The organism is Bradyrhizobium sp. AZCC 2262 (genome assembly GCF_036924535.1).
Taxonomy (GTDB): Bacteria; Pseudomonadota; Alphaproteobacteria; order Rhizobiales; family Xanthobacteraceae; genus Bradyrhizobium.
The window spans coordinates 211,927-229,548 of record NZ_JAZHRT010000001.1 but is presented as its reverse complement, the minus strand read 5'-3'; the positions used below and the strand labels follow the sequence as shown (position 1 = coordinate 229,548).

Sequence of the window (17,622 nt, the reverse complement as noted above, 5' to 3'; positions counted from 1 at the left end):
CCGTCAACGCTTCGCTACCTGCGCCGCCGGCCTTTCAACGGGCTCGGTCGGCTGCAGGGCACGAACCCGAGGGATGACTTCCTTTGCGAAGCGCTCCATCTCCGCTTCGAACGGCTGAAACTGCAGCATGAACAGTTCGATTCCGGCCGAATGGAAGGCACTGATGCGCGCGGCGACCTCATCATAGCTGCCGACGAGACCCGCCGCTGTCCCGCCATTGCTGCCGACCCGCGCGCTCTTCTGCATGGTCTGCATCATGACGACTTTTGGATCGGTATTCGCCTTCTGGATCGCTTTGATCGGCGCATCCTTTGCCGACAATTCCAGTAATCGCGCGTAGGCACGCTGGGCCTCCTCATCCGTCTCGCGCGCGATCACGAATGCCGAGAGGCCGAAGCGCAACGGCGCAGATTGACGCGGCCGCGCCGCGACATCGGCAATCAGTCCGGCAACATCCTCCAAAGGCTGGCCGTTGATGAACCAGACATCGCCATGGTCCGCGACCAGCGCGCGAGCCGGCTCGGACTCACCGCCGACATAAATCAACGGCCGAGGACGATGGAGGCTCGAAGGCCGTAGAACATAGTCGCGAACATCAAAGTGTTCGCCCTTGTACGTGAGGCGCTCGCCCTGCATCAGGCGCGACACCACCGTGATCCATTCGCGGCCATAGGCGTAGCGCGCGTCGTGCTCGGGAAAGCCAATACCTGCCTTGTCGAGCTCCGGCCGGTTCCAGGCATTGACGAGGTTGATCGCGAACCGGCCGCGGCTGATGTTCTCGATGCCGAGCGCCAGCTTGGCCAGCACCACTGGATGATAGAGATACGGCTTGATCGCCGCGATGATCTCGATCCGGCTCGTCAATGCGGCGATGGCCGCCGCCGCACTCCATGCCTCCAGCTGGTCGAGATCCTCCTGATGGGGATTGATCGTATGCTGGGCAATCAATGTCGAGTCGTAGCCAAGCCGTTCCGCGGCCAGCACGAGATCGCGATTGCGCTCCCACGACGCGTCATAGGGTTCGTCAGGGTCCTGGTAAGCGGCGCGCGAGCCGTGAACCAGCGCCCAGATGCCGAAACGAAGTGGTCGTGTCGTCATTTGCGATCTCTTTTCTCTTGTTCGCATGATCCATCGCGCGAGAGCCGAGCCTGTTATTCGCCAAGGCGCGTCGATAGATCAAGCAACGCGACGCAAAAAGATAATCCTTGCCGTGCCGCACACGCGGAGCAATCAGAAAAACTACGGAACGAATGACAATTGAAAAACCACTCTATTTCTGTCGAACCGAAATCGTGGGACAGTTTCGGCGTGAGAAACGGATTTCATTCATGCGGCGAGATCCTCGTCGATTGAGTGCGCGTCGATATCTGCATCTGCGCTCCGCCGGCTGCGCGGCTCCACGCGATGAATGAGGATAGATCTATCTTGAGTAATATCGAACAGACCGCTTCACCGGCCGCATTTGATCAATCGCAGCGTGAAGACGATGTCACTCCGTCATCGCGAAGGGTACCATTCGAGTTCAGCCGGCGCGGCTTGCAGCTGCTTTCCTGGCTCGCGCCGGTCGTACTCCTTATCGTCTGGGAGGTGCTGGCGCAGGCCGGTTGGCTGACCCCGCACATCCTCCCTGCGCCTAGCAAGGTCATCAAGACTGCGTTCAAGCTTACGACGAACGGAGGTCTCTTGAACGATCTCGGCGTTAGCCTCGCGCGCGCGGCTACCGGCTTTGCGATCGGTGGCGCCGTCGGCTTCGTGCTCGGCACTTTGGTGGGCTTCTCGCGCGTCGCCGAAGCAGTGATCGACCGCAGCGTGCAGATGATCCGCGCGATCCCGTTCCTGGCCGCGCTGCCACTGGTGATCGTCTGGCTCGGCGTCGGAGAAGCTGAAAAGATATTTTTGGTCGCGCTCGGCGTCACCTTCCCGATCTACATCAACACCACGCTGGGCATCCGGCAGGTCGATCCAAAGCTGCTCGAACTCGGGCGTGTGCAGGGGCTTTCCACGCTCGAACTGATCCGGCGGATCATTCTACCGGGCGCCCTGCCCTCTATCCTCACCGGCGTCCGCTATTCGCTCGCCACCGCATGGCTCGCTCTGGTCGTCGCCGAAACCATCGGCGCACAATCCGGCATCGGATTCCTCGCCATGGACGCGCGGGAATTTCTCCGCACTGACGTGATCATGCTGACCATCGTGATCTACGCGCTGATCGGCGTAGCGGCTGATGGGATCGCTCGCTTTCTTGAGCGCCGCCTGCTCGCCTGGCACCCCAACTATCGAGCCGCACGATGACGGTCCACGTCGCCCCCGCTTCAACGGTCTCCTCGCCGGCCGTTGTGGTGACCAATCTGCGCCGCGCTTATGGCAGCCGGGTCGTCATCGAGAACCTCAATCTGCGCATCGAGCGCGGCGAGTTCGTCGTGCTGCTCGGCGAGAGCGGATGCGGCAAGACCACGCTGCTGCGGGCGCTGGCCGGGCTCGATCCGATCGACGGCGGACGCATCGTGGCGCCGCGCCGTCCCGCCGTCGTTTTCCAGGAACACCGCCTGCTGCCGTGGGACAGCCTTTGGCGCAACGTATCGCTGGGCCTTCAGGCGCCGGACGCGCGCCAACGTGCCGCAGCGGCGCTGTCCGAGGTGGGCCTCGCTGAACGTCTCGACGACTGGCCTCGCAACCTCTCGGGCGGACAAGCACAGCGCGTGGCGCTGGCGCGGGCGCTGGTTCAGGAGCCTGAGCTCCTTCTGCTCGACGAGCCATTTGCGGCGCTGGATGCGCTGACCCGCATCCGCATGCACGCGCTCGTCCGTGAACTGGTGGCAGCGCACCGGCCCGGGGTTCTGCTGGTAACGCATGACGTCGACGAGGCGATCACACTTGCCGACCGCATCCTGGTGATGCGCGAGGGCCGGATCGCCTTCGAACACCGCACCAAAGGCGACGGCACGACTCCAATCGTGCGCGCCGAGCTGCTCGCAGAGCTCGGCGTCGTCGCATCGCCTCCCATCACTGCTTGAGCTTTCTTGTAAGGACTGAGCCATGACTGAATTTTCGCAACCAAGCCGCCGCCGCTTCCTTGGCACCGCCACTGCCGGACTTGGCGCACTCGCAGGCATCGGTGTTTCCGGGAACGCCTTGTCGGCGACCGGCCGGACCACCGATAAGGTCCGCCTGACCTGGGGCCTTAGCGGCCTCAACCTGATCGCCAAAGAGCGCGGCGAATTCGAAAAGCTGCTGGCCAAGGACGGCATAAAGGTCGAATGGCTCGGTCCGTTCCCGAACCACGCCCCGACGCTGCAGGCGGTGACCGGCGGCAGCGCCGATTTCAGTTTTGGCGGCAGCACCACGCCGGCACTGGCCGCCATCATCGCGGGATCGCCGCTGGTGTTCACGCAATTCGTGGTCTACGAGCCGCGCACCACCGCGATCATCGCCAAGGATGATTCCGGCATCAACAAGGTCGAGGATCTCGTCGGCAAATCGGTTGCGGTGAACCGCTCCGGCCTAGGTGAGTTCCTGCTGGTGGCGGCGCTGGAGAAGCACAAGGTCGATCGTTCGCAGGTGAAATTCGTTTATCTCAACCCGCCGGATGCCGCGCCGGCACTGGCAGCTGGAAAAGTTGATGCCTGGGCGATGTGGAGCCCCGGCGTCGACATCGCCAAACTCGAATACAAGGCGCACGACATCTTTCTCGAGGGCCGCGATCTCGACTTCCAGATCGACTACACCTCTTACCTCACCACCCGCAAATTCGCGACCGATAATCCCGCGCTGGTCAGCGCCGTCAACGACGCCTTCCGCGCCGAAGGAAAGTGGATTTCCGAAAACAGCAAGGACGCCGAGTACATCGCGCAGAAGGCCGGCAAGTACAGCGACGAGGTACGCGACCAGTTCATCGCCCTGAAGCGTCAGTACCGATACTTCGCGGTGAATGACTGGCAGTTCGTCGCCAACTTGCAGAAAGCGACGGACTGGCTGGTCGCGCGCAAGGTTTTGCCGGAGCCGGTCAAGGTTACCGAGCATCTTGCGGCTCTTTGACAAAGGCAATTCCACCAACTCGATCCGGGTCAAACAAATGAACAAGCCGATATCTGCACACTCCCTGGACCTCTCGCATCCCCTCGACCTCCGCTCGCCGGATCTCGAGGCGCTTCTCAACCGTATCGCCGAAGGCGCCAGCGAACGCGAACGTGAGCGCACCCTTCCGTTCCCGGAGATCGATCTCATCCGCAAGGCCCGGCTGGGCGCATTCCGGCTGCCGAAGGAAGCTGGCGGCGCCGGCAGCTCGATCCGGAAACTGTTCGAGATCGTCATCCGCCTCGGCGAGGCCGACGCCAACGTTGCGCATATCCTGCGCAACCATTTCGGCGTGGTCGAGCGGCTGGTGCGGCAGCCCCAGACCGATCAGCATCGGGAATGGCAGAAGGCGGTCGCTGGCGGCGCCATCATCGGGTTGGCCGCTACCGAACTGGAAACGCCGAAGGTCGGCGACGTCCGGCCGAACACGACATTGACGCCGGATGGCGACGACTACCTGCTGAACGGCACAAAATACTACAGCACGGGCACGCTCTATTCGGACTATGTCCTCGTCCGCACCGCCGATTCTGCCGGCGTCAACGCGGCAGCCCTGATACCGGTCAATCGCGAAGGCATCGAACTGATCGACGACTGGGATGGCCTGGGACAACGGCTGACGGCGACCGGCACCACGCATTTCCGCAATGTCCGGGTCAAGCGGCAGGAAGTCGTATTTGACGCGCCCGACACCGGCTACGGCATTCCCTATTCCAACACCTTTGCGCAGCTCTTCCTGACCGCGATCAACGCCGGCATCGCCCGCGCCATTCTGCGCGATGCCACGGCGCTGGTCCAATCCCGCAAGCGGACGTTCTATTACGCACCGGGCGAGATCCCGACCGACGATCCGCTCCTGCAACAGACCGTCGGCCAGATCGCGAGCGGCGCCTTCGCCGCGGAGACCGTCGTGCTGGCGGCGGCCGAAGCGCTCGACGTTGCCACCGACGCATTCGATGCCGGCGAGGCAAATGCCGCCGAGGCAGCCCACCGGGCGGCCCTGCTCTCGGCCAAGGCCAAGATCGTCGCGGACGAATTCGCCATTCGTGGCGGCAGCCTGCTGTTCGACGTCGGGGGTGCCTCCGCCACCAAGAAGGTGACTAACTTCGATCGCCACTGGCGCAATGCACGGACCCTGTCGTCACACAACCCGACCACATACAAGGCGCGCTCGATCGGCCAGTACGAGATCAGCGGCACGCCGTTACCAGCCAAGGGCTTCTTCTAGCCAAAGCACAGCCGGCGAGGCGCCGGCGGAGGGTAAGACCAATGAGCAAGGCGGATATCCACCTCGTCGACGAGACCGACGAAATCGAACGCCAGTTCCGCTCGGTCATGCGACGTCTCGCCGGCGGGGTTGCCGTCATCACCGCCGGCCGCAGTGAGGATATTACGGGCATGACCGTTACCTCGCTGACGTCGCTGAGCGCGAACCCGCCGCGGCTGTTGGTCAGTATCAACCGTCAGGCCCTCGTCCTTCGCCCTGATCGAGCGATACCGGTCGTTCGGCGTCAACATCCTGGGTTCGGAACAACAGACGCTCGCCGACCGCTTCAGCAACGGCAAGCTAAAAGGAAGGCAGCGTTTCGACGGCACAGCCTGGTCAGCCGGTACATCCGGCGTACCGCTGCTTACCGACGCGCTTGCCACGGTCGAGTGCCAGACCGAGGAGATTATCGAGCGCCATTCGCACGCGATCATCGTCGGCCGCCTGCTTGGCATGGAGCTGTCGCATCGCCTGTCCGGCCTCGTTTACTGGAACGGCCAATATTTCGAGATCAACCACGACACCGACCTGGATCTGCTCGCCGAGGTGAGCATTCCCTTGGCGCATGTCCGCTGAGGTAACGCAGGAGGAAACGATGAAGCGCGAGGTGCCACCGCAATCCCAACACCTCTCGACCGCCGGCGCGAGTCCCTCGCCGGCCCGCTGGCATCTCGACCGGATCGTCGCCGAACTGCGCGTCTCGCGGGAAGAGACCCACAGTATCCGCCGCGATGGCGAGGCGCGACGTGCGCCGTCGCGGGATGCCCTTGAGACCATCCTCAACGGCCTGACGGAATCGCTGTTTCCCCGGCACTATGGCCAGTCCGAGCTCGATGGCGAGAATATCGACTACTTCGTCGGCAATACCCTGAGCATTGTGTTGGATTCGCTGTGCGACCAGATCCATCGCGGCGCGCAGTTCGTTGGCGACGATTTGCTGCCGGGATTCCGCCGCGAGGATGCGGTCGAGCTGACGCGCAGCTTTGCCTCGCAACTGCCCGCCGTGCGCGGACTTCTGATCAGCGACCTGCGGGCAGCCTTCGTCGGCGATCCGGCCGCACGTAATTTTCCGGAGATCCTGATCGGCTATCCCGGCATGACGGCGATCATCCATCACCGCCTCGCCCATATCCTGCATCGCCAGAACGCGCGGCTGGTGGCCCGGCTGATGGCCGAAATCGCGCATGCCCGAACCGGCATCGACATTCACCCCGGCGCCACCATCGGCTCCGGCTTCTTCATCGATCACGGCACCGGCGTCGTGATCGGCGAAACCGCCATCATCGGGGACAACGTCCGCATCTACCAAGCCGTCACGCTCGGCGCGCGGCATTTCCCGACTGACGAGGAGGGCAAAGTGATCAAGGGCGACGCCCGCCATCCGGTCGTCGAAGACGACGTCGTCATCTACGCCGGCGCCACTATCCTCGGCCGGATCACGATTGGTCGCGGCTCGACGATCGGCGGCAATGTCTGGCTCACAAAGGATGTGCCGCCGAACAGCATCGTGACCCAGGCGACGGCGCGGAATACTCCTGCCGCGCCGTGATCCGGCCCGCCTGCATTATGCCGTCGCCGGCGCCTTCCACCGCATGAAGCGCTGTTCCAATGCCTGAAGGATGGCGTTGAATGTCAGCCCGATCACGGTGATCCCCAGGATGCCGAAGTACATCTGCGGAATCAGGAAGCTGTATTGGCTGTTGATGATGAGATAGCCGAGACCTGCCTTGGCGCCGACCATTTCGGAAGCGACCAGCACCAGCATCGCCGAGGCGCTCGCCAGGCGGATACCGACAAAGATGGTCGGGAGCGCCGCAGGAAGGATCACCTTGCGGAACAGTTGCTGCGGGGTTGCACCCATGGTCCGCGCCGACTTGACCAGCAGCGGGTCGACCTGCTTGACTGCGGCGATGGTGTTGAGCAGGAGCGGCCAGGCGCAGCTATAGACCACCATCGAGATCTTTGACAGCTCGCCGATCCCGAGCAGCAGGATGAACACCGGCAGCAGCGCGAGCGGTGCCGTATTGCGGCAGATCTCGATGAACTGGTTCAGGAGATTGCCGAGCCGGGCATACCAGCCGATCGCGAGGCCAAGTGGAACGATCAGCACGACCGCTATCAGAAACCCGCTCAAGGCACGCAGCAGGCTGGCGGCGACGTCGTCGTAGAGCTGGCCGGCTTGCGCAAGCTGCCAGCCGGCGGCAATCACTTCCGAAAACGGCGGCAGGAATACGGCATCGATCAGGCCCAGCCTGGGAGCGGCCTCCCATAGTGATAATAGCGCCACCAGCAACAGCGATCGGTGCCCGAAGGCGGCCAACCAGCGGATCGCAGAGCGGACGAAACGTAGCACCGGCGACGGTTGCGCTTCCGCCCGGGCCAACGAGGCCGGCCGTCCCTGCGCAAGTTCAAGAAGCGTCAGCATCTCAAGGCTAGACATGGGCAACTTCCTCCAAAACGCGGCTGGCGCGGCCGGCGCCGCCAGCCAATTGCTGCGCTTTCAGCACTTCCTCTCGCAGCAAGGACCAGACCTCGTGTCGCACGGGGCCGAACTCGGGCAGCGATCGAACGTCCTCCTCCTCGCTGCGCAGCGCTTCGGGAACTTCGACGACATGCTTGATGCGGCCGGGACGCGACGTCATCACGGCGACCCGCTGGCCGAGCACGACCGCTTCGTCGATCCCGTGCGTGATGAAAAGGATCGTCTTGCCGGTCGTCCGCCAGATGCGCAGCAATTCGCCCTGCAGCGTCTCCCGGGTCTGCGCGTCGAGCGCCGCGAACGGCTCGTCCATCAGCAGCACTTCCGGATCGTAGGCCAGGCTGCGCGCGATCGCGACGCGCTGCTTCATGCCGCCGGAGAGTTCGTGCGGATACCGCCCGGCGAAAGCCGAAAGACCAACCAGTTCAAGATAGTGCAGCGCCCGTTCGCGCCGCTCCCTCGCTTTGAGGCCTGCGATGTCGAGCCCGAACTCGACGTTCTGCGCGGCGGTACGCCACGGAAACAGCGCGTACTGCTGAAACACGATACCGCGATCCCGCGCCGGCCCTTCGATCGGCCGGCCGTCGAGCAGGATGCGGCCGCTGGTCGGCGCCGTCAGGCCGCCAAGCAGATCCAGCAGCGTCGACTTTCCACAGCCGCTCGGGCCGACGAGAGCCAGGAACTCGCCGGGCCGCAAGTCGAGCGTGATATCCTCCAGCGCGGTGAAGCGGTGTGCCGGCCCGCCTCCCTCGCCGCGAACGACAAACTCCTTGCGGACCTGCTGGAAGCTGATCTTGACCGGGCTCATCGTGCTTCCGCCGTCTTGCCCGGACGATAAAAATTGAACTCGTTGGTGTAGACGTCGGAAGCCTTGATCTGGCCCGCCTTGAACAGGCCGTCCTTCTCCAGCCAGTCGATCCATACCTGGATCTCGGAGTCGGTAATAACGCCGCCCTTGGCCGCAACACCGGTGCTCTTCCAGTACTTGATCGATGAGCCATCCTCATTGCGTTTGCGCTCGGCGATGATCTTGTCGAACTTCGCCCGCACCTCTTCCGGCGGCGTCGTCTGCGCCCAGTGGATCGCACGGGAGATTGCTTCGGTCACTTTGCGGGCAGTGTTCGGATTCTCCTGAATGAACTTCTGCCGAAGCACGTAGGCGCCGCCTGTGAATTGCCCAAACAGGTCGGTGTCGTTGAACAGCGAGCGGATGCCGCCGCGTTCGAGTGCCTTGTCGCGCAGGACGCCGCTGAGCGCGCTCACCTCGACCTGGCCCTGGCGCAGCGCCTGCTCGCGCGAAACCGGCGGGATCGCCACAAGCGTTACCTGCTTTGCTTCGGCAGCACTAAGGCCGTTTCGCGCGAGGTATTCGCGCAACACGAACTCTAGATGCGCGCCCAGCGTATTGACCGCGACCTTCTTGCCGATCAGGTCGCGGGCGCTCTTGATAGGGCTGTCGTCCTTCACATAGTAGCCGTAATAGGTGTTGGCGTCGGATCCGTAATAGCCGACCACCGCCTTGATTGGCGCCTTGGCCGCGATCAGCTTGAGGATGGCGCCATAGAATGCGCCGCCGACATCGATATCGCCCGTGACCACGGTCTGGATGTCCTGCGGCCCGCTGGTCGTGTTCCCAACCCATTTGAGCTTGAGCGGCGCCAGATAGCCGAGGTCCTCGGCAAGCTCGGTGAATGTCACCTGCCCGGCCCAGCCTTGGTAGCGGATCTCGGTCTTTTCGAGTGGCTCGGCCATTACCTGACCGACCAAGCAGACCGCCACGACGAACGACCAAAACACGCGCCATGCCGTTCCGGTTGCTTCTCCTGTGAAAACCGCCGCTATCGGGCGCATCGATCGAAATAGATCTTTCATTTTGCTAGTTCCTGATGAGAGCGACGTTTTAAGCTGCCTTGGCTGCCGGTTGCTTGCTGGTCTTGATGCGCGTTACGCTATTGCGGCCGTCAACGCTGACCGGCACGTCGCCATCGATGGTGGCGCGGCGTACGACGCGATGCTGGTCGCCGTAATCGTTGACCGCGTAATGCTGCGTGGCACGGTTGTCCCAGATCGCAACATCGCCGGTCTGCCAGTTCCAGCGCACGGTATTTTCGGGCGAAGTGATATGCGACTGGAACAGGTCGAACAGTTTTTGGCCGTCATATTTCGGCAGACCGACGAAACGCTGCACGAAATTGCCGAGCACCAGCGTCCGCTCGCCGGTTTCGGGATGGACCCGGACGACCGGATGTTCGGTCTCGTAGACGGTTCCGGTGAAGACCTCGTCGAAGTGCTTGCGGTCGGCCTCGGTAGCGCGCGACTTGACCGCGTAGTCATAGGCATTGCTGTGGACCGCCCAAAGCTCGTCGGCGAGACGCTGCAAGGGCGGCGGCAGATTAAGATAGGCAGCGGCCGTATTCGACCAGACGGTGTCGCCACCAAATGGCGGGATCACGACGCCGCGCAGCACCGATATCTTCGGGTAGGCGTCAACAAAAGTGACGTCAGTGTGCCACTGATCGGCGCGTCCGCCACCCCGGCCGGAATCAAGCTCCAGGATCGACGACGTGCCCTTGATCGCACCGACGGTCGGATGCGGCACCAGCTTGCCGAGCCGGATCGCAAAACGTTCCTGCTCGGAGTCATCGAGGTGGTTCTGGTCGCGAAAGAAGATGACCTTGTGCTCAAGCAGCACCTTGTTGATGGCGCCGATCGTTTCATCGGACAGGTCGCCCGACAGCTTGATGTTCTTGATCTCCGCGCCGAGCCGTGCCGCCCGTTTGACGATATCCGCGCGGGGGATGACGTTATCGATGGTGGTTGCCTGGGTCATGATGCTTCTCCGCCGCGATGTCTGCTGTTGACTGCTCCGCCAGGCACCGGTCGCGGGGACGGGGGCGGAAATGAAATCATGGGTGAAACGTTGTCTATTCGGCCGCAACCGAGTGGGGCGATCGCCAGACAGCGGAAGCGTAGAGTTCAGCGGCGAAATCCTCGGCGATCGAACCATTGATGCGTTCCTCGTGCGAGGCGAGGTCAGCCAGGAACAGATCGCGGCTGATCCGCGCCACGACGGCGGGGATATCGCGCTTGAAGCTCGGAACATCCCCGATCGGCAGGCCAAAGCTGACAACGGCCGCCGGGTTGAAGACGTGGATGTTCTTTAGCTGCGGCGCCCGACCCGGCTCTTTTTCGAGATATTCATGCCCCGAGCCGAGATAAGGATATGCCGCCAGGCTCTCGTCCTGCTCATCATCGGGCGGTGTGAAGCGATCTCCCCAGCGCAGAATCTCGCCGGCGAAATCCCGCAATTCCGGTTGAGCAGCCAGATCAACAGTGTAGCCGGTGCCGGCAATCGCGAAGTAGAAGGCGACCTTGCCGTGCGGCGTAGTCGCGACGAACCGCCGTCCCAGAGCCTCTGCCGCTGTCCACGGCGACGCCAGATGCAGGTGAAAATTCGGAAACTGCACGGCCCGCGAAATAGCGTCGGGTGGCGGTGTCGAACCGGCGCGGCGAAATCGGATCGCCTGATGCCAGCGCGCAGCGTCCGGCAATGAACCGTAGTTGTCGTAGGCGCCGGGATAGCCGCGGATCCGGATCACCGGTAGCGAAGCGAGATTGTCACGACGGGCGAACAGGTGGACTTCGCGCGCTCCCGTCTCAAGTGCAACGGCAGCCGCATCAAAGGCCGACGCGGCGCTGCCGAGCACCACAACCGACTTGTCGCGCAATGCCTCGAAATCGATCCGCTCCGACGTGTGCGCATAGCCGGACCTCGGCACATTCTGCGTCAGCACCTCAGGCACATAGGCGCCGCCGCTACCCGCAAAGCCGCTCGCCAGGATGAGCTTCCTCGTTGTCTCGACCCGAGTCGCCCCGCCCTCCTCCAGATGCAGCCGCAGATAACCACCCGCGGGCTCGATGCGAACGAGCCTTGTCCCGTAGCGAACCGGCACACTGACCTGCTTGCGATACCAATCTAGATAGGCGGCCCAATCCAGCCGCGGAATACGATCGAGCGCGTCATAGGCGGCCGCGCCGTGGCGGGCCTCATACCAGACCTGAAAGCTCAAGCCAGGCAATCCCAGTTCAGGACCGGGCAGACTCTTCGGCGTCCGAAGTTTATGCATGCGCGCGCTGGTTCGCCATACGCCGGCCAGGGCGTTGTCCGGCGCCGCATCGATCACGGATACTTTTCCGATACCAGCCCGTCGCAGCGCGAAAGCAAATGCACTTCCGGATTGCCCTCCACCCACGACAAATACGTTGTGGTCGATGCCATCGCGATCCGGCACCCAGTTCTGCGGATCTGGTCCGATCAGGCGGAGCGTCTCTTGAGCAACATTATCGGGATCAATTTTCGGCATGACGATCGACCTCATGTGTGCTCGACAAATCGTAGAAGCGAACGACTTGCAGTCAATGAAATGAAATCAGCGTTGTTTGCCCGAATCGACAACGATCGCGTCGTCGTCCATGCAGGTGCTGAAATATTTGCGGTGATCATGACGCGTCGGTCACGACGACCGGCATCACGCGACGAATTTTGTTGCGTGAAAGCAGAATTGTTTCAGCTTTCAGATGCTGACACCCACAGCGGGATGCACACTCACTCCGTTTTCCGATCAACACATGGGTTTCATGCTGGGGTCCACCACAAGATTGCAAATTCATTTCATCGACAGCATCGCGAGCACAGACGTAGAGTCCGATGCACGCGGTGACACGCCGCTAACTGCAGCGGTGATGGATTTGCAATGCCACAGACTGCCGGAACGATCAGCCTTGAGCGGGATACTCCCGAAATGGCTCGAAACTACGAACGGGCCGGAATCGTCCAGTTTCACCACGGCAAGTTCCTGATCGGGCCGCTCGCGATCAAGACGGGCGAGCATATCCTGGACATTGGCGCCGGGACGGGTCGGCTTGCCGAATTCGTCGCCGGCCTGGTCGGCTCGCATGGCTCGGTCGTCGGCATCGACCCGTTGCAAAATCGTATCGACGTCGCACGGCAGCGGCAGTCGAGGATACTGACATTCGAGACCGGCCACGCGGAAGATTTGTCTCGTTTCGCCAATGGCCAGTTCGATGCGATCTACCTCAACAGCGTGTTCCACTGGATCGCGGAAAAGAATCGCGCCTTGCGCGAAATCCACCGCGTCCTCAGGCCTGGCGGCAGACTGGGACTGAACGTTCAAGATCCTTCCAGACCGCACGAGTCCCGGGTTTTGCTTCGCGAGGCGATCGTGCAGGCAGGTCTGGCGGACCGGCACCACGAATCCAACCCGGTCCTCGGCGCAACGGACGAGCAGTTGAAGGAGCTGTTCGCGGGCGCCGGCTTCATCGACTATCGCAGCGACCTGCGATCGCTGATCGACATCCACCCGGACGCAGATGCCTTGCTGAAATGGTCGGAAGCGAGCGCCTTCGGCAATTTTCTGGATGGATTCTCGAAATCCGAAAGCGATCGGGTGCGCGCAGCCTTCGCCCGTCTGGTCGAAGCCAAACGCCTCCCCGAAGGCCTCCGGCTGGAACGTTACCTACGCTTTGCGTTTGCCCGCAAAGTCCTCCCCGTTAACAACACGCACGGACTACGAACATGAGCGAACGACGGCAGCTTTCCCTCAACTTCTTCATCTATCCGGACGGTCATCACGAGGCTGCGTGGCGCCACAAGGCATCGGCATCCGACCGTGTCCTCGACATCACGTACTATCAGGAGCTAGCGCAGCGCGCCGAAGCGCACAAGTTCGATGCGGTCTTCTTCGCCGACGGTCCAGTGCTTGCCGACAACGTCCGCTACGCGGCGCGTTTCCGTCTCGAGCCGATCACCTTGCTCACGGCAATTGCATCTGCCACCACGCGGATCGGCCTGATCGCAACGGCTTCAACGACCTACACCGAGCCGTACAATCTGGCGCGCCTGTTCGCTTCGCTGGATCACATCAGCGGCGGCCGCGCCGGCTGGAACATCGTCACGACAAGCTCACCGCAGGCGGCACAGAACTTCGGCCTGCCGGAGCATCCTCCTCATCACGAGCGCTACGAGCGAGCACGGGAATATCTTGATGTCATCACGCGGCTTTGGGACAGTTGGGAAGACGACGCGCTCGTCAACGACCCAGCCTCCGGCGTTTTCGCCGACACCGGCAAGATCCACGCGTTAAATCACATCGGAAAGCATTTCCGCGTGCGTGGGCCGCTCAATATCTCAAGGACGCCGCAAGGACGGCCGGTCTACGTCCAGGCCGGCTCGTCCGAGGACGGCCGCGCCTTTGCCGCACGCTTCGCAGAGGCGATCTTCACCGCGCATCAGACGCTCGCGAGCGCCCAGGAGTTTTATGCCGACATCAAGCGGCAGGCCCGAGCCTTCGACCGGCACCCCGATCAGATCAAGATCCTGCCGGGCATCAGCCCGTTCATTGCCAGCACGCAGGTGGAAGCCGATCGCCTGCAGGACGAGTTCAACGAGTTGATCCAACCGGAATATTCGCTGACCCAGCTCCGGCAGATGATCGGGCTCGATCTCTCGGGCTTCGACCTCGACGGCCCCTTCCCGCGGCACCTGATCGATACCGAGGACGCGCGCGGTGTCGCCAGCCGCTTCAAGCTCGTCGTCGACATCGTCGATCGCGAGAAGCCGACCATCCGCCAACTGGTGCAACGCCTCGCCGGCGCCCGCGGTCATTGGGTGATCGCGGGGCCGCCGGAAAAGATCGCAGACAACATCCAGACCTGGTTCGAGAACGGCGCAGCCGATGGTTTTAATGTCATGCCGCCCTGGCTGCCCGGCGGGTTCGACGTATTCGCCGAGCAGGTGGTGCCGATCCTGCGCAAGCGCGGCCTGTTTCGCGAAGAGTATGCCGGGAAGACCTTGCGTGACCACTACGGCCTGACTCGGCCGGCCAGCGTGTTCTCCAATGCCATCCAGGCGATCGCGTGACCGGCTGACAAGGCGCTCTCTGGATTTCCCCTGCTGCTCACCCACAACTCCACGAGGCTTTCAAGAAAATGTTCAAGAAACTTCGCCGCTGCTTTCCTGCTCGTCGGCGCGCTTGCTGCGGGAACCGCGCAGGCCCAGGAGCCCGCCAAGCCCGAACTCAAGGTCGGGTTCGTGCCCGGTCCCTATATCGACGAGTTCAAGGCCGGCGTTGCACCCGAGCTGCAGAAAAAGGGATATCGCATCCGCTATGTCGAGTTCTCCACCGGCCTCGAAGCCAACAATGCCGTGTTCAAGAACGAGATCGACGCCAATGTCATGCAGCACACGATCTTCCTGAATTCCTACAACGAGCGCCAGCAGACCGATCTGGTGGGGATCGTCCATGTGCCGACCCCGCCCATGGGCCTCTATTCGAAGAAGCACCCGCCGGGCACGGCGATCAAACACGGATCGACCGTCGCGGTTCCCAACGACCCCGTCAACCTGCAGCGGTCATTGTGGATCCTGCGCGACCTCGGCCTGATCGAAATTCGCGACAGCAAGCCGATCGATGTCTCCGAGCTTGACGTGATCAAGAACCCCGGCAACATCAAGATCGTGCCGCTGGAAGCGGCGCAGGCGCCGCGCGCCCTCGACGATGTCGATTTCGCCGCGATCCCAGGGAAATTTTGCGATCTACAGCGGGTTGAAGCTCACCAACGCCTTTGCGCTGGAGAAGATGACGACGCCCTATATCAACGTGGTGGTCGTGAAACGCGGCAACGCGGAAGCCCCGTGGGCGCAGGATATTGGCGCGGGCTACAAGTCGCAGACTTTCAAGACGGCGATCCTGTCGGACCGCTTCTACGACGGCTTTGCGCTGCCGGACTATCTCAAATGACGCCAGTTCAGTCCGTCTCACACGGTCATTCCCGTTACACTTCGCCGGCCGCATCCCTGCGGGTGCGCTCCGGTGAAGCCGTTCCGCTACTCTTGCTCGCCGCCGCAGCTCTCATGACGGCGGGCACCCTCGTCACCACACTTCTGCAGGAGCAGCATGACCCCGCGCTTGTATTCGCAGCGTTCGGCGCAGGCGGCATGCCGATGATATCGCATTGGACGCCGACACGCTGTCATGCAGCTACGGTAAACAGCTCGGCCATGCGTCTCGATCACGCCGATCTGCTTGCGTTGCTCGAAAGAAAGTGATTGCTCTCCACAAGACGTAAGGCGCTTGCCGTTTCAGCCGGGAACGCCGAGCGGGCTTAGCCGCGCCAGCGGCAGAGCATCGTCGGGGCGCCGGAGCAAGTTAAGGATGTGGCGCTTCAGACGCACGAACTCGGTCTCGGTGACGAGTTCGCCATGACGGGGCCGCGCGAACGGCAGGCGGATGTCGTCGATCACCCGCCCCGGCCGCACGCTCATGACGATGATCCGGTCGGCAAGGAAGAGCGCCTCCTCGATATCGTGGGTCACGAACACGGTCGTGGTCGGAATTTTGGTCCAGATGTCCAGCAACACCTCCTGCATCAGGCTGCGCGTCTGTGCGTCCAGGGCGCCGAATGGCTCGTCCATCAGCAGCACCCGAGGCTGATTGATGAGAACGCGGGCGATTTCGACCCGCTGTTGCATGCCGCCGGACAATTGCGAGGGATAGAAGGTCTCGAAGCCATCAAGACCGACCAGCTTCAGGATTTCGTCCGCCGTACGGCGCCGCTCAGCCTTGCCGATGCCGCGCATCTTCGGTCCGAACGCAACATTGTCGCGGACCCGTTTCCAGGGAAACAGCGTGTGCTGCTGAAACACGATTCCCCGGTCGGGGCTTGGACCGAGGAGCGGCTGACCGTCCACGGTCAACTGCCCCTGCGTCGGCTGCAAATGCCCCGCCAGTGCGCCGAGCAAAGTCGATTTGCCACAGCCGGACGGGCCGAGAACGCATACGAGCTCGCCCGGCGCGACCGCGAAATTGAGACCGCGGACCGCCTCGAAAGCGTCGGCGCCCTCCCCGAGCGAAATCGAGACATTGGCGACGTCGATGCGTCCAACGGTCTTTGTGGCTATGTCGGTAACCCGGATATTCATCGCGCGACCGCCGGATGCCGCCACGGCATCAAATAATGACCGAGCGTCGTCAGCAGCCAGCTGCTGCCCATTCCGAGCAGGCCGATCACCAGCATGCCAACAATGATGTCGGCATAGTTCTGCAGCGTGTAGGCTTCCCATGTGTAGTAACCGATCCCGAACTGGCCGGAGATCATCTCCGCGGTGACGAGGCAGAACCAGGACGTGCCGATGCCGATAGCCAGTCCCGTAACGATGCTGGGTGCCGCACCCGGCAACACGATCTCACGCAGGATCGCGACAGGCGTGCCGCCGAGGCTGCGCGCGGACGCAACAAGCCTGCGGTCGATGTTGGCGACGCCGTGCACAGTGTTCAGGATGATCGGGAACAGCGCGCCGATGAAGGTGATATAGATCATCGACAGTTCGGACGACGGGAACATCAGGATCGACAGCGGTATCCACGCCACCGCGGGGATCGGCCGTAGCAGTTCAAGTGGCGGCAGCAACAGATCGCTGGCGGCGCGCGACCGGCCGATCGCGAATCCGAATGCTATGCCGATAACAACCGCAGCACCGTAGCCGGCAAACACCCGCCACAGGCTGCTGCTGATATGCGCGAAGAGTTTTGGTGACTTCAGTAGGACGATTGCGGACTGAACGACCTCGGTTGGGGGCGGTACATTGCGGAACGTCACGATACCAAGATGCACGTGCAATGACGAGGCCAGCTGCCAAAGCCCAATGCAAGCCAGAATTGACCCGGCACGAACGAGCCACCGCAACATCGGCAACCGGTCGATGGTGCGTCCAGATGCCATC

Annotated in this window: 16 protein-coding genes and 1 pseudogene; 9 read left to right on the top strand and 8 right to left on the bottom strand. The window is 62.5% G+C overall.

Annotation, left to right across the window (positions count from 1 at the left end):
• Positions 1-3: 3 nt before the first annotated feature.
• Complete coding sequence (locus V1283_RS01145) at positions 4-1,098, bottom strand: LLM class flavin-dependent oxidoreductase (protein ID WP_334384619.1); 1,095 nt, start codon at positions 1,096-1,098, stop codon at positions 4-6.
• A 438-nt stretch (positions 1,099-1,536) separates the two neighbouring features.
• Between V1283_RS01145 and V1283_RS01140 the strand changes: the two genes are divergently transcribed.
• From V1283_RS01140 to epsC, 6 genes and pseudogenes are all read left to right on the top strand, one after another.
• On the top strand, positions 1,537-2,292 hold the full coding sequence (locus V1283_RS01140) for an ABC transporter permease subunit (protein ID WP_334392922.1): 756 nt from the start codon (positions 1,537-1,539) through the stop codon (positions 2,290-2,292).
• Positions 2,289-3,014 (top strand): ABC transporter ATP-binding protein, encoded by a 726-nt coding sequence (locus V1283_RS01135; RefSeq protein WP_334384618.1) that lies wholly within the window; start codon positions 2,289-2,291, stop codon positions 3,012-3,014. The genes V1283_RS01140 and V1283_RS01135 overlap by 4 nt, the downstream gene beginning before the upstream one ends.
• Positions 3,015-3,036: 22 nt before the next feature.
• Complete coding sequence (locus V1283_RS01130; protein ID WP_334384617.1) at positions 3,037-4,035, top strand: NrtA/SsuA/CpmA family ABC transporter substrate-binding protein; 999 nt, start codon at positions 3,037-3,039, stop codon at positions 4,033-4,035.
• Between the two features lie 37 nt (positions 4,036-4,072).
• On the top strand, positions 4,073-5,302 hold the full coding sequence (locus V1283_RS01125) for an acyl-CoA dehydrogenase family protein (protein ID WP_334384616.1): 1,230 nt from the start codon (positions 4,073-4,075) through the stop codon (positions 5,300-5,302).
• Between the two features lie 41 nt (positions 5,303-5,343).
• Positions 5,344-5,917: pseudogene (locus V1283_RS01120) on the top strand (flavin reductase family protein).
• A gap of 19 nt (positions 5,918-5,936) precedes the next feature.
• Complete coding sequence (gene epsC / locus V1283_RS01115) at positions 5,937-6,890, top strand: serine O-acetyltransferase EpsC (protein WP_334384615.1); 954 nt, start codon at positions 5,937-5,939, stop codon at positions 6,888-6,890.
• A 15-nt stretch (positions 6,891-6,905) separates the two neighbouring features.
• Here the strand turns inward: epsC and V1283_RS01110 are convergent, their stop codons facing one another.
• The 5 genes from V1283_RS01110 to V1283_RS01090 form a co-directional block, all read right to left on the bottom strand.
• Positions 6,906-7,781, bottom strand: a complete 876-nt coding sequence (locus V1283_RS01110) for an ABC transporter permease (RefSeq protein ID WP_334384614.1) — start codon at positions 7,779-7,781, stop codon at positions 6,906-6,908.
• Positions 7,774-8,628, bottom strand: coding sequence for an ABC transporter ATP-binding protein (locus V1283_RS01105; protein ID WP_334384613.1), 855 nt, complete (start codon positions 8,626-8,628; stop codon positions 7,774-7,776). Before V1283_RS01105 ends, V1283_RS01110 begins: the two co-directional genes overlap by 8 nt.
• Positions 8,625-9,692 carry an ABC transporter substrate-binding protein gene (locus tag V1283_RS01100; protein ID WP_334384612.1) on the bottom strand — a complete coding sequence of 356 codons (1,068 nt, stop codon included), beginning with the start codon at positions 9,690-9,692 and terminating at the stop codon, positions 8,625-8,627. Before V1283_RS01100 ends, V1283_RS01105 begins: the two co-directional genes overlap by 4 nt.
• Before the next feature lie 28 nt (positions 9,693-9,720).
• Entirely contained in the window at positions 9,721-10,650 is a 930-nt protein-coding gene (locus V1283_RS01095) for a TauD/TfdA dioxygenase family protein (RefSeq protein ID WP_334384611.1), read from the bottom strand.
• A 94-nt stretch (positions 10,651-10,744) separates the two neighbouring features.
• Positions 10,745-12,199, bottom strand: coding sequence for an NAD(P)/FAD-dependent oxidoreductase (locus V1283_RS01090; RefSeq protein ID WP_334384610.1), 1,455 nt, complete (start codon positions 12,197-12,199; stop codon positions 10,745-10,747).
• A 375-nt stretch (positions 12,200-12,574) separates the two neighbouring features.
• Between V1283_RS01090 and V1283_RS01085 the strand changes: the two genes are divergently transcribed.
• From V1283_RS01085 to V1283_RS44520, 3 genes are all read left to right on the top strand, one after another.
• On the top strand, positions 12,575-13,420 hold the full coding sequence (locus tag V1283_RS01085; protein WP_334384609.1) for a class I SAM-dependent methyltransferase: 846 nt from the start codon (positions 12,575-12,577) through the stop codon (positions 13,418-13,420).
• Positions 13,417-14,760 carry an LLM class flavin-dependent oxidoreductase gene (locus V1283_RS01080; RefSeq protein ID WP_334384608.1) on the top strand — a complete coding sequence of 448 codons (1,344 nt, stop codon included), beginning with the start codon at positions 13,417-13,419 and terminating at the stop codon, positions 14,758-14,760. Before V1283_RS01085 ends, V1283_RS01080 begins: the two co-directional genes overlap by 4 nt.
• A 171-nt stretch (positions 14,761-14,931) precedes the next feature.
• Positions 14,932-15,948, top strand: a complete 1,017-nt coding sequence (locus V1283_RS44520) for a MetQ/NlpA family ABC transporter substrate-binding protein (RefSeq protein WP_442895688.1) — start codon at positions 14,932-14,934, stop codon at positions 15,946-15,948.
• 33 nt (positions 15,949-15,981) lie between these two features.
• On the opposite strand, the gene V1283_RS01065 is transcribed toward V1283_RS44520, so the two are convergent.
• Positions 15,982-16,821, bottom strand: a complete 840-nt coding sequence (locus V1283_RS01065) for an ABC transporter ATP-binding protein (protein WP_334384606.1) — start codon at positions 16,819-16,821, stop codon at positions 15,982-15,984.
• Positions 16,818-17,621: an ABC transporter permease gene (locus V1283_RS01060; RefSeq protein WP_334384605.1), complete on the bottom strand. Its 804-nt coding sequence runs from the start codon at positions 17,619-17,621 to the stop codon at positions 16,818-16,820. Before V1283_RS01060 ends, V1283_RS01065 begins: the two co-directional genes overlap by 4 nt.
• Position 17,622: the final 1 nt, after the last annotated feature.